The following is a 12,559-nucleotide window of genomic DNA, read 5'->3' on the forward strand; positions in this document are numbered from 1 at the left end:
TCACTCTTTGAAACGGATGAAATGCGCGGAAGACCAGGCCTTGCTGTCGTTGCGCTGGCGCCCGTGGAAGTACACAGGCCTGAAGCCAAAGGGCGCGTTCTGCGGCGCCACCGCAACCACGCCCTCCACAGACTGGGGCAAGGGCGCATCGGTCAGGCGCTCCAGGGCCACGAACAGCTCGGTGCCGCCCAGGTCCAGTTGCAAGCGCCCGGCCTGCAGCAGATCAGCGCCTGAGACTTCCCAGTGAAAGTCCGGGCGGTGCACGAATGGGTTGGGCTGCAGCGGATCGCCCACCTTGACGAAGCTGTCGATGGTGCCGCTGACAACGATGCGCAGGTCTGCCAGGCGGCTGACTTCGATCTCGATGCCATCGGCATCGCCATAGGTGTCGCTGCGAAAGCCCAGCTCGGTGGGGCCGGCGCGCCAGGCAGATTCTTCGGCATGCTCAAAGCCATGGCTGCGAAAGCCCAGCACCGTGCCGCCCAAAACCTGGATGCGGCCTTGCCAGGCGGCCCAGCGGTAGCGGTCAGGGATGCGGGCGCCGCCCCAGCGCAGGCGAATGCGCCGCTCGGAGTAGCCCAGTTCGCGGTGCAGATCGCGCTCCCAGATGCGGCCCGTGTGGTCGTAGGCCGCCAGATACTCCCACCCGCTTTGCCCCAGGAACTGGTAGTGCACGGGCGCCTCGCCCTGCCAGTCAAAGGCGTCGCCCTGGCGGTGTTCGCCCACACGGGTGATGGCGGCCGCATGCTCGCCGGTTGTGGCCCAGGTGTGGCGTGCGCGCAGGGCGCGGCCCACGCTGGCGCGGTCCAGCTGATCGGCCAGCACGCCGGTCAGCCCGCCATGCACGCCAAACACCTGCACACCGGGCGCTCCGCCGCCGGGGCGGCCCCGGTGCTCGTCGCTGCTGGCGGCCACGCCCAGTTGGTAGCCGCGCCGGATCACGTCCTGGTACAGCCAGCCAAAGTGCCCCCAGGTGGAGGCAATCTCTACCAGCCGCTCCAGCTGCGGGTGGTGCCAGTCAGGGATGTAGCGGCGCCCACCCACGTGGGGCATGACCAGATGGTTTTCCGCATCGTCCGCGTACGCGGCCCACAGCTCTTGCACGGGCCAGCGGCCCAGGTGCACGCCCGTGCCCTTCATGTCTTCGTTCCACACAAAGGTGCGGTTGTGCTCGCCCTCGGCGTTGTGCGGAAAGCCGGGGCGCTCCTCGCCCAAAAACACCACGTTGTGGTCCCCGCCCGCGGTGGAGCTGCCGCACCACTCTTGCACCGCGTAGGCCACAAATTCGCCGGGCTGGTTGGCGGCTTGCACGGCCTGCAGGCCGGTTTGCCAGTTCGCGTCGGTGATCTGGAAATCGTTGGCGGTGTAGCCAAAGATGTCCACCCCGCCGATCTCGCGGGCATAGGCGGCGTTGTAGGCCGGGCTGTTGGTGCCGACGGTGTCGTGGGCGTGCACATGCAGGTCGGCATACAAGGGCCGGGCTGTCGGGAAGGCGGCAGACACATCCACCGTGAACTGCGCCACAGGCACCTGCGGTGCGCCGGGCAGGTGCGCTTGCAGCTCGTAGCGGCCCTCGGGCAGGCGCAATGCCTGGTCGCCCGCCAGGCCGGTGCTGGCCCAACGGTCAGCGTCAAAGGCCAACGGCAGCTCTTGCACCAAAGCGCCTTCCTTCAATACCCGCAGCACCAAGGGCTGTGCCCAGTGGCGCACGATGTTGCCCCAGCGGTCCAGCGCCGAAATGCGCAGCGGCAGGGGCGCACCGGGTTGCGCATAGCGCGGCGCATTCACAAAGAGCTGTGACGCCGGGCCGTGCGAGACGCGGATCACCACGTCCTCCGGCACCGCCACAAAGCGCGACGTGCCCAGCGGGTCCACATAGAACCGCACGTGGAAGGCGTCTTCCACAAAGGTCTGCACCCGCGTGCCCGGCCCGCCCCGGCGGCGGTCCCCCAGGCGGATGATGATGTGGTCACCCGCGTTCAGGTAGCCATCCACCACGTCCACGATGACGGCCTTCTGGTAGGGCCGCTCGTGCCCTTTCTGGTCAAACCGCACGGCCAGGGACTGCACCGATGCCGGGCTTTGCCCCGGCAACAGCGGCCCCGCCTGGTATTCGGCGCTGATGAAGTTTGCGCCCGTGGGGTCGGAGGTCTGGAACAGGGCCCAGTCCGAGTAGAACTTGAAGGTGGCCTTGATCCAGGCGCCGTCCGCAACCCCCGAGGCGCCCACCTCGTAGTCCAGGACGATTTCCTGCCAGCTACCCGCTTCGATCTCGGTCACGTTGCAGGTGACGCGGCCAATGAACGGCAGGGATTTGCTGTATGCGTACAGCCCGGCGGGGGCGTAGTGCGCGCCTGCGGCGGCAATGGCAGGGTCGTGTTGCAGCGGGGGAAAGACGGGGGTAGTCATTGCGCAGCCCTGCTCACTCGGCCCGGATACCGGCGGACTTGACCAGGGTGGCGTACTTGCCCGATTCCTGGCTCACAAACGCTGTGAAGCGGCCTTGCGGGTAGCCGGTGGCCCGGATGCCTTGCGCGGCCAGGTCGCTGCGCACGCGGGGATCGGCCAGCACCTTGGCGACCTCGGCACCCAAGGCCTCCAGCACGCCGGGCGGGGTGGCGGCCGGGGCAAACAGGCCAAACCAGGTGCCTGCGCGCAGGCCAGGATAGGTCTCGGACAGGGTCGGCACATGGGGCAGCAACGGGTGGCGCGCCTCGCCACCGCTGGCCAGGGCCACCAGGCGCCCGGCCTGCACATGGGCCAAAGCGGGGCCCACGGCAATGAACATCACATCCACCTGCCCCGCCACCACATCGGCCAGGCCCACCGGGCCGCCCCGGTACGGAATGTGGGTGACGTAGATGCCCGCCTGCTGCTTGAGCAGCTCTGCCGCAAAGTGCTGGGGGCTGCCGTTGCCAGCCGAGGCGTAGTTGTATTGCCCCGGGCGGGTCTTGGCCGCGCGCACAAAGTCGGCCACCGTCTTGAAGCCGGTCTTGGGGTGGGCCACGAGCAGGAAGTCTGTCTCACCCAAGGACACCACCGGCACCAGATCACGGCGGGGGTCATAGGGCAGGCTGGCGGCCAGCGTGGGCAGGATCGTGATGGGGCCGTCGGCCCCGGCCAGCAGCGTGTAGCCATCGGGTGCTGCCTTGGCCACGGCGTCAGTGGCAATCACGCCGCCCGCCCCTGCGCGGTTGTCCACCACCACGGGCTGGCCCCACTGGTCGGCCAGGCGGGCACCCACGCGCCGCGCCACGATGTCGAGCGCGCTGCCGGGGGTGTTGTGCACCACCACGCGGACGGGCTTGTTCGGATAGCTTTCGGCGTGGGCCAAAGGCGCCAGGGCCGCACTGGCCAGCAGGCACAGCGAAAGAAAGGGGTGGAGCAAAACGCGCATGGCAACACCGAGGAGAGCACCCCGGCCGTGAGAGCAAGAAGCCCTCAAGGCTAGGCACCACCCGATGGCCCGGCAACGAAGCTTCTCGCAGAACCTTATGCGCTGGGCAGATATGAACGGCGCCCCAGTCCAGCGCCCCAGCGGGCGCTTTGCCTACAATCGGTGTGACCGATCCCCGTGCACAAACCCCACGGGCTCCCATGCGTCGCCCGCGCCCAGGGCGAGCACCTTGAACAGCTCGCCCATCTCATGTTCCATGATCAATTTGGCCGCTGTGGCACGTTCCGCTTGCGCAAGCAGCTCCATTTTTGATAGCAATCCGCAGTTGATGAGGAAGTGCGCCTGCGTGGTGTAGCCCAGCACGTGCAGCCCTGCCTCTTGTGCGGCCAGCGCCATGGCGGTGAAGTTGACGTGGGCGGTGATGTCCTTGCGGCCCACTTCCACCAGCGGGTCGCCGTCGGCCAGATGGCCCTGGTGGCACATCACCGTGCCCATGTGGCGCTGGGGGTGGTAGTACTCGTCTTCGCCAAAGCCGTAGTCCAGCAAGAACGCGGCGCCGCGCGTGAGCCGATCGGCCAGCATGCGGATGAAGCCTTCGCCCTGGGCGTGGATTTCGGTCAGGTAGTCTTGCGGACCTTCGATGGCTATGGGCGGGCGCAGGTCGGTGGGGCGGTCGGCCCAGGCGAAGCGGCCGTCCTCGGCCACCGCCACGCCGCGCTCGTGCCACACCCCACTTTGCTGACCGCCGTGTCGCGCCAGCAGTTGCACGGGCATGGCGTCCAGCACTTCGTTGCCCACCACCACGCCGCTGAATTGGTCGGGCAAGGCATCCACCCAGCGCAGCTTGTGGGCATGCGCCACCAGCTTGGCCTGCTGGCGCGCGCGCAGGCTGCCTGACAGATCGACGATGGTGTAGCGCTGCACCTGGTCGCCCAGCGCATCCAGCAACTGCAGCGCCAGGGCGCCAGAGCCTGCGCCAAACTCCCAGACTTCGTCGGTGCCGGTTTGCGCGAGGGCCTCGCCCACCTGCATGGCCAGCGTCTGGCCGAACAGGGGCGTGAGCTCAGGGGCGGTCACAAAGTCGCTGCCCGACTCGGGCATGGCGCCGAATTTGGTGGAATCGTTGGCGTAGTAGCCCAGGCCGGGCGTGTACAAGGCGAGCTGCATGAAGCGGTCAAAACCCAGCCACCCACCCTCGGCGGCAATGGCCTGGGTGATGTGCTGGTGCAGGGCGGTCGTTAAACTGTCGGGTCTTTGGGTCACGGCCCGCATTGTCCACCACATGTCCCCCACCTCCCGTCCACGCACCGTTCTGGTCACCGGCGCTGCCAAGCGTCTGGGCCGCAGCATTGCCCTGGCGCTGGCGGCGGGCGGCTGGCAGGTGGCGGTGCACTACCGCACCTCGGCGCAGGACGCTATCGATACCGTAGCTGCTTGCGCTGATTTGACGGGCGCCAGCGCCCATTTTGATGCAAATTTTGAAGACGAGGCTGCCGTGCGCGGCCTGGTGCCCCGGGTGATCGCCCACTTTGGCCAACTGGACGCCGTGGTCAACAGCGCATCGCTGTTCGAGCACGACACCGTCCACACCCTGGGCTTTGCCACGCTGGAAAAGCACCTGCGCAGCAACACCGCCACGCCCGTGCTGCTGGCCCAGGCCCTGCACCAGCATGTGGCCGACCGCGCCGCGGCAGGAGACGCCGACGCGCAAGGCGCCGTGGTCAACCTGCTGGACCAAAAGCTGTGGAACCAGAACCCCGACTTCATGAGCTACACGCTCTCGAAAGCGGCGCTGGAGGCGGCGGGCACCATGCTGGCGATGGCGCTGGCCCCGCGCGTGCGCGTGGTGGGCGTGGCCCCGGGCCTCACGCTGACCAGCCACATGCTCAGCGACGATAAGTTTGCCCAGTTGCATGCCTTGAGCCCGCTGGGCCGCTCGTCCACCCCCGAAGACGTCGCCGCCACGGTGAAGTTTGCGCTGGAGAACCGCTCCATCACCGGCACCACGCTGCTGGTGGACGGTGGCCAGCACCTGATGAAATTTGAACGCGACTTCTCCCTGATGTGAGCCCCTGCCCGCACACAGAAAGAACGAGCCCCCACCATGACACAAGCCCCCTCCCAGATGACAGGCACGCAAATCCTGACGCTCACCGGTTTGCGCTTTGATGCCAACCTGGGCATCCTCGACCACGAGAAAACCGACCCGCAACCCATCCAGGTCGACGCCGAACTCAGCCTGGGCGTGCAGCCCCTGGCCCCGCGCGACGATGACATTGGCCATGTGCTGGACTACCGGCGTGTGCGCCAGATCATCATTGACGAGTGCACCGCTGAGCACGTGAACCTGCTCGAGAGCCTGATCGGCAAGCTGGCCAACCGCCTGATGCAACTGCCCGGCGTGCTGGGCGTGCGCGTGAAGATCGCCAAGCTGGAAATTTTTGACGACTGCGAAGTGGCGATTCGCATGGAAACGGGGCAGTGGTAAACCTATGAACGCAGTGATCAACAACCCCAACCCCTCCTCTACCCACAGCGGCTGGACCGACGAGGTCGAAGCCCCCCAAGAGCCCACGGCCAACGCGGCCCGGCTGAAAATCGAACGCGAAACCCACAAGCTCGAAAAGCGCCTGTGCCGCGAGGTCGGCAAGGCCATCGTCGACTTCAACATGATTGAAGAAGGCGACAAGGTCATGGTGTGCATGTCGGGCGGCAAGGACAGCTACGCGCTGCTGGACATCCTGCTCAAGCTCAAGGCCCGCGCGCCCATCCACTTTGACTTGGTGGCGGTGAACCTGGACCAGAAGCAGCCCGGCTTCCCCGAGCATGTGCTGCCCGAGTACCTGGCCAGCACCGGTGTGCCGTTCCACATCGAGAACGAAGACACCTACAGCATCGTCAAGAAGCTGATCCCCGAGGGCAAGACCACCTGCAGCCTGTGCAGCCGCTTGCGCCGAGGCATTCTGTACCGTGTGGCCGACGAGCTGGGTGCCACCAAGATCGCCCTGGGCCACCACCGCGATGACATCCTGCAGACGCTGCTGCTCAACATGTTCTTTGGCGGCAAGATGAAGAGCATGCCGCCCAAGCTGGTCAGCGACGACGGCAAGCATGTGGTGATCCGCCCGCTGGCCTACGTGGCCGAAAAGGACACCACCCGCTGGGCCGCGCACCGCAACTTCCCCATCATCCCGTGCAACCTGTGCGGCAGCCAGGAAAACCTGCAGCGCAAGCAGGTGGGCGAGATGCTGCGCGAGTGGGAAAAACGCTTCCCTGGCCGGGTCGAGAACATGTTCAATGCCCTGCAGAATGTGGTGCCCTCGCACCTGCTGGACGGCAGCCTCTACGACTTCAAGAACGCCAAGGCCACGGGCATTGCCAACGAAGACGGCGACAAGGCGTTTGACAAGGAAGAGTTTTCTGCACCCCCAGCGCTGCCGGGGTTGCAGGTGGTGCACATCGGCTGAGTCCTCCCGGACGATCCGCCTGCAACGCGCCCCGCCCCACCCCTTTTGAACCCCAGCCAGGCAGCCCACTCCAACCTGAAGGCCACCCCAGCCAACGCGCTGCACTGCAGCCGTCCACTGCCAACGTTTCAGGAGACTTCACATGACCGCTTCGTCTTGGAAAAAATACGCCGTGCTGCTGGGCATGGCGACCTTGCTGGGAGGGTGCGCCACCCACCGCGTGGTGGAGGGCGATGTGCGCAGCTTCTCGCAGCTGCCCGCCACCGCCAGCGCACAGCAACCCATGACGTACCGGCTGGAGCGCCTGCCATCACAGCAAGATGCGTCATTTGACCCCATTCTTGCGCTGGCCGAGCAGGCCCTGGCGCGCGCGGGCTTGGCGCGTGACGACGCCGGTGGGCAGTGGGTGGTGCAGCTGGGCGCACAGGCCGGCTTCACCCCCCGCCGTGATCCTTTTTATGACGGCCCCGGCTGGGCGTTTGGCGGCTGGGGCTGGTACGGCGGCCGTGGCGGCTGGGGCATGCGCGGCATGTGGAACCTGGGCGAGCCCTCTCCCCTGCACCGCCGCGCCGTGAGCATTGTGATGCGCGACGCCAGCACCCAGGCCGTGGTGTATGAAACCTCTGCCGTGCACGAAGATGTGTGGGTGTCTGACCCGGCCGTGTACGGCGTGCTGTTTGACGCAGCGCTCAATGGGTTTCCGCAGCCCCCCCAAGGCCCGCGCCAAGTGCGCATTCCCCTCCCGACCCAACCCTGACCTTTGCATGGAAGCCACCCGCATCATCGCCATCCGCCACGGGGAAACCGCCTGGAACGTGGACACCCGCTTGCAAGGGCACCTGGACATCCCGCTCAACGACACCGGCCTGTGGCAGGCGCGCCAGGCCGCCCTGGCGCTGGCCGATGAGCCCATCGACGCCATCTACAGCAGCGACCTGCAGCGCGCCTGGGTCACCGCCAGCGCCATTGCAGAGACCACCCGGGCCCCCCTCACCGCCCACCAGGGGCTGCGCGAGCGCAGCTTTGGCGTGCTGCAAGGCCACACGTTTGCAGAGCTGGAGGCCAAGGCCCCAGAGCAAGCCCACCGCTGGCGCAAGCGCGACCCAGACTTTGCCCCGCAGGATGGCGAATCGCTGATCGCCCTGCGCGAACGCATCACAGCCACCACGCACGAGATCGCCGCCCAGCACCTGGGCGGGCAGATCGTGCTGGTAGCGCACGGCGGTGTGCTGGACGTGCTGTACCGCGCCGCCACCCGCCAAGACATCCAAGCCCCACGCACCTGGCTGCTGGGCAACGCCGCCATCAACCGCCTGCTGTGGACGCCCGACGGCCTCAGCCTGGTGGGCTGGGCCGACACACAGCACCTGGACCAAGCTGCACGCGATGAAAGCCACACCTGAAGCCCTGACCTCTCTCATCGGCCAGCGTGTCGACCAGATCGACACCCCAGCACTCGTCATTGACCTGGACGCGATGGACCGCAACATCCAGCGCATGGCCGAGTTTGCCCGCAAGCACCAGGTGCGCTGGCGGCCCCACGCCAAGATGCACAAAAGCGCCGAGCTGGCCTTGTTGATGCAACAGGCCGGTGCGCAGGGCGTGTGTGTGCAAAAGGTGTCGGAGGCCGAAGCCATGGCGGCCGGAGGCGTGCTGGACATCACCATCACCAACGAAGTGATTGCCATGCCCAAGCTGCACCGCGCAGCGCGGCTGGCCGCAGCACTGGCCAGCCGTGGTGGGCGCCTGGCCGTGTGTGTGGACAGCACCGAAGGCATTGAGCGTCTGGCAGAGGCCATCGCCCTTTCGGGCAGCGAGGCAGGCATGGACGTGCTGGTTGAAATCGATGTGGGCCAGGGCCGCTGCGGCGTACCCCCCGGTGAAAGCGCCGTGGCCCTGGCTTTGGCCGTGGCCCGGCACCCAAGGCTGCGCTTCGCTGGCCTGCAGGCCTACCACGGCCGCGCCCAACACCTGGCCACCGCCGCAGAGCGGCGCGAAGCCATCGCCCAGGTGGTGCAACAGGCAGCCCACACGCGCGACCTGATCGTCGCAGCGGGGCTGCCCGTTCCGCTGGTCACGGGCTCTGGCACCGGCACCCTGGTACACGAAGCGGCCAGCGGCGTGTATGGCGAACTGCAGGCGGGGTCGTTCCTCTTCATGGACGCCGACTACGCCCGCAACGAACGCGAGCCCGCCCAACCCGCGTTTGAGCACGCCCTGTTCGTCAAGACCCAGGTGATTTCGGCGCGAGACAGCCACGCCGTGTGCGACGCAGGCCACAAGAGCCACGCCATCGACTCAGGCCTGCCCACCGTGGGCCAACTATCGACCGGCCGTGCGCTGCGCTACGCCAATGGCGGTGACGAGCACGGCCTGCTGTATGCAGAAGGTGACAAAGCCCGCCTACCCGCCCTGGGCCGCATGCTGTGGCTGATCCCCGGACACTGCGACCCCACGGTGAATCTGTACGATTTCATGATCGGGGTGCGGGGTGGGTTGGGGCTGGGAACGGTGGAGCGCATCATCCGTGTGGATGCGCGGGGTGCGCTGACCTGAAAGGCGCTTGGCCTTGCCCGTTCAGAATGGAAGGCTCCGCGCGGCCTCCTGGGCGACTGCCTCAGGCCCAACGTTGTCAGGCAGCGCCCGGTGCCCCATCAAACAGCCCATAACCCCCTGACGCTGGAGGCGAAACCCCCAGATGCCGAAAAGCCGCCAGTGTGGCAATGCGCCCGCGGGGCGTGCGCTGCAAATAGCCTTGTTGGATGAGGTAAGGTTCAATCACGTCTTCGATGGTGCCAGCCTCTTCGCCAATGCTCGCCGCGATGTTGTCGAGCCCCACAGGCCCGCCATCGAAGCGGTGAATCACCGCCTCCAGCAGCTTGCGGTCCATCACATCGAAGCCCTGTGGGTCCACGTCCAGCATGGCCAGGGCACGGTTGGCAATATCGACGGTGATGCGGCCATCGCCCTTGACCTCGGCGTAGTCCCGAACGCGGCGCAACAGCCGGTTGGCAATCCGTGGCGTGCCACGTGAGCGGCGGGCGATCTCAAAGCCACCCTCATCGTCCATGGGCGCGCCGAGCAGCCCGGCGCTGCGCTTGACGATGCGCGCCAATTCCTCGGGGTATAAAACTCCAGCCGCGCCACGATGCCAAAGCGGTCACGCAACGGATTGGTGAGCATGCCCGCCCGCGTGGTGGCCCCCACCAAGGTAAAAGGCTGCAGGTCGAGCTTGATACTGCGCGCCGCAGGGCCCTCGCCGATCATGATGTCGATCTGGTAGTCCTCCAGCGCAGGGTAGAGGATTTCCTCCACCACGGGCGACAGGCGGTGGATCTCGTCGATGAAGAGAACGTCATTCTTTTCCAGATTGGTGAGCAGTGCCGCCAGATCTTTCGGCTTTTCCAACACCGGACCACTGGTCTGGCGCAGATTCACACCCAGCTCCGCCGCAATGATGTGGCTGAGCGTGGTCTTGCCCAGCCCAGGCGGGCCGAACAAGAGCACATGGTCCAGCGCCTCACCACGCTTGCGGGCGGCACCGATGAAGATCTCCAGTTGCTCGCGCGCCTTGGCCTGGCCGACGTACTCCTGCAGCAGCTTGGGGCGCAGCGCCCTCTCCAGCGCCTCCTCTTGAGGGGAGGTAGGCGCGGCGGAAACCACGCGTTTGGCAGGAACTGGGGCGAAGTCGTCGGTCTGGATGGTCATGCAAAGAGCGAAAAGGAACGCTTACTGGGCGGCGGTCCAAGCGTAGTACATGGCGCCTTCGTACTGGAAGTCCTTGTATGTCTGGATCACGAAATCCCGCTCTGCCGCATTGATGGTGTAAAAGTGCGCGCCTGATTTCGAGTTGTAGAAGCGGTACATCGGCGAGGCTCCGTTACCCGCAGCACTTTGCGCATACCAGCTGATCGTCTCGTATTTGAATTGCGGGAAGTTTGCAATCACGTAATCTCGCTCTGCAGTAGTACCCGAATAGAAGTGGGCGCCAGACGTCGAGTTGAAGAAACGGAAAACTGGGTCCTTGCCGGTACTGGAATCTGGATAGGCATAGAAGGCCACGTTTTCGTATGAAAACTCAGGGTAGGTGCGGATAACGAAGTCTCGCTCAGCTGCATTGGCCGTGTAAAAGTGAGCGCCCGTTTTTGCATTGAAGAAACGGTAAACGGCAGTACGAGCACCACTTGTCGTTGTTGGCGACAACCAATTCTTCAGCGCGGCACTAAACCCGATATCGAAGCGCCCATAAAAATCAGGAGAGCTGGTGGTTGTACAGCTGGCGCTACCGGCATAAAGGGTTCCAATTACCTGTGTGCCATTGTTCTTGAAAAGGGCTGATCCGCTGCTCCCGCCTTGGGTCGTACCTTGACTCCAATTGACTTGGTAATAGTTTCCAGAACCGCTGCTGCAGGAGATCCCGTTAGATTGCACGCTGCAAGTTGCCTGGCCCGTCAAGGTTCCAAAGCTGGCCTTAAGCATGTCACCCGCAGGGTGATGCAACCCCACGATCGACTGGCCAGAAGTTTGCCCGGTGGCATCCCATCCAGCAAAGAAAGCGCCAGCAGGCGGGGTATCGTTAAGGCGCAGCAGCGTCATGTCATTCGCACTGCTGGCATACAGCAGTTGCGCGCCACTGACACGGCGTGCCGTGCTCGATGAGAGCGTACGGCTATTGCATGTCGGAGAGCGATAAAACCAGTCTGTCTGAAGGCTACTGGCTTCACTTTGCGTCGAGATACAGTGATTTGCCGTCAAGAAGTAAGGAATACCTGAGGATTGCGAATCATTGAGCAGCGTGCCAGTGCACAAATAACCCAAGCCACCGGAAACAAAGGACATGCGCGCTACGGCGTTGCGTTGGTTTGCATACGCGTCGTAGCACGTTGCATCCAAATTGCAAGCCGAAGACTCATTGATCTTTTCCGATACTTCTTCAGTGCGAATCGACAGGTCTTCAAAAACATGAGATACGCGTGGAACAGAAATCGCAACCGTACTGACTGGCGTGCCCGCAGGCAGTTCGATTTCCAGAGTGGCTTCGTCACCACCCATGTCTGGACTCCACCAAGTCTTACCGTCCACGGTGGCGTCCCCTGCGGCAACGTTCCGAGCAATATGCTGAAGCAGTTCCTGACCCGAGACTTGGAACACAGTGCCTACGTCAGCCTGCCGGTAGATACGGACTTGAGCACTCCCCGCAATCTTCTCAATCAAGACACCCAATCTCAAACCATAGGCGCCTTCAGAAGAAAAGCTGATCGCTGCCACTTGACTGCCACTGGCACTGGTTTTCCACTGCAACTGTTGCTGCATTTGAGCCGAGCTTTTCGTTCCAGCGACATCGCGAGCCACACCGATTTGTAGCCTCCCCGCGACAGCGGATAACGACTGCGTTTTCTCTGCGGCCAACAACCCCAGGCTTATCTTCGCGGGCGTGGGCACCGAAGCGGCAGCAGAGCGTGATTTCACACTGGGTACACCCTGGTCAGCATCGTTAGGCTGCGTGCGCCCGTCCACTGCCGTGACAAACGAAGTCGGCTGTGTAGTCTTGGCAACATCACCGCTGCCCCCGCCACACCCCGCCAACATGGCGGCAACGGCCGTCAGGGCACCAGCCCAACGCCTGATGGAAATTCCTGTCATTTTGGGTTCCTTTGTTCAGCAAAGACCAATGATTTCTAGCGACACCACTCGC

General features: G+C 64.8%; 10 protein-coding genes and 1 pseudogene. 6 read left to right on the forward strand and 5 right to left on the reverse strand.

Annotation, left to right across the window (positions count from 1 at the left end):
- From EAG14_RS19040 to EAG14_RS19050, 3 genes are all read right to left on the reverse strand, one after another.
- Positions 1–2,409 carry a hypothetical protein gene (locus EAG14_RS19040; RefSeq protein ID WP_121729812.1) on the reverse strand — a complete coding sequence of 803 codons (2,409 nt, stop codon included), beginning with the start codon at positions 2,407–2,409 and terminating at the stop codon, positions 1–3.
- Positions 2,410–2,422: 13 nt separating this feature from the next.
- Positions 2,423–3,397 (reverse strand): tripartite tricarboxylate transporter substrate binding protein, encoded by a 975-nt coding sequence (locus tag EAG14_RS19045; RefSeq protein ID WP_121729813.1) that lies wholly within the window; start codon positions 3,395–3,397, stop codon positions 2,423–2,425.
- A gap of 153 nt (positions 3,398–3,550) precedes the next feature.
- Positions 3,551–4,669: a class I SAM-dependent methyltransferase gene (locus EAG14_RS19050; RefSeq protein ID WP_121729814.1), complete on the reverse strand. Its 1,119-nt coding sequence runs from the start codon at positions 4,667–4,669 to the stop codon at positions 3,551–3,553.
- Between the two features lie 10 nt (positions 4,670–4,679).
- On the opposite strand from EAG14_RS19050, the gene EAG14_RS19055 reads away from it, so the two are divergent.
- The 6 genes from EAG14_RS19055 (at position 4,680) to EAG14_RS19080 (ending at position 9,420) form a co-directional block, all read left to right on the forward strand.
- Positions 4,680–5,465: an SDR family oxidoreductase gene (locus tag EAG14_RS19055; protein WP_121729815.1), complete on the forward strand. Its 786-nt coding sequence runs from the start codon at positions 4,680–4,682 to the stop codon at positions 5,463–5,465.
- A 36-nt stretch (positions 5,466–5,501) separates the two neighbouring features.
- A complete protein-coding gene (locus EAG14_RS19060) occupies positions 5,502–5,885 on the forward strand; it encodes a dihydroneopterin aldolase (protein ID WP_199173473.1) in 384 nt (127 codons plus the stop codon).
- A 4-nt stretch (positions 5,886–5,889) separates the two neighbouring features.
- Positions 5,890–6,864, forward strand: coding sequence for a tRNA 2-thiocytidine(32) synthetase TtcA (gene ttcA, locus EAG14_RS19065; RefSeq protein WP_240456847.1), 975 nt, complete (start codon positions 5,890–5,892; stop codon positions 6,862–6,864).
- Between the two features lie 142 nt (positions 6,865–7,006).
- The gene (locus EAG14_RS19070; RefSeq protein ID WP_121729816.1) at positions 7,007–7,621 is read left to right on the forward strand and encodes a DUF4136 domain-containing protein; all 615 of its coding nucleotides are present in this window, start codon (positions 7,007–7,009) and stop codon (positions 7,619–7,621) included.
- Between the two features lie 7 nt (positions 7,622–7,628).
- Entirely contained in the window at positions 7,629–8,267 is a 639-nt protein-coding gene (locus EAG14_RS19075; RefSeq protein WP_099657750.1) for a histidine phosphatase family protein, read from the forward strand.
- Positions 8,251–9,420: a DSD1 family PLP-dependent enzyme gene (locus EAG14_RS19080; protein WP_099742936.1), complete on the forward strand. Its 1,170-nt coding sequence runs from the start codon at positions 8,251–8,253 to the stop codon at positions 9,418–9,420. Before EAG14_RS19075 ends, EAG14_RS19080 begins: the two co-directional genes overlap by 17 nt.
- Before the next feature lie 76 nt (positions 9,421–9,496).
- On the opposite strand, the pseudogene ruvB reads toward EAG14_RS19080, so the two are convergent.
- Positions 9,497–10,572 (reverse strand): annotated as a pseudogene (ruvB, locus tag EAG14_RS19085) (Holliday junction branch migration DNA helicase RuvB).
- A 21-nt stretch (positions 10,573–10,593) separates the two neighbouring features.
- Entirely contained in the window at positions 10,594–12,507 is a 1,914-nt protein-coding gene (locus EAG14_RS19090) for a trypsin-like peptidase domain-containing protein (RefSeq protein WP_121729817.1), read from the reverse strand.
- Positions 12,508–12,559 lie beyond the last annotated feature (52 nt).

It is taken from the genome of Acidovorax sp. 1608163, from assembly GCF_003669015.1.
In the GTDB taxonomy this organism is placed as follows: Bacteria; Pseudomonadota; Gammaproteobacteria; order Burkholderiales; family Burkholderiaceae_C; genus Acidovorax.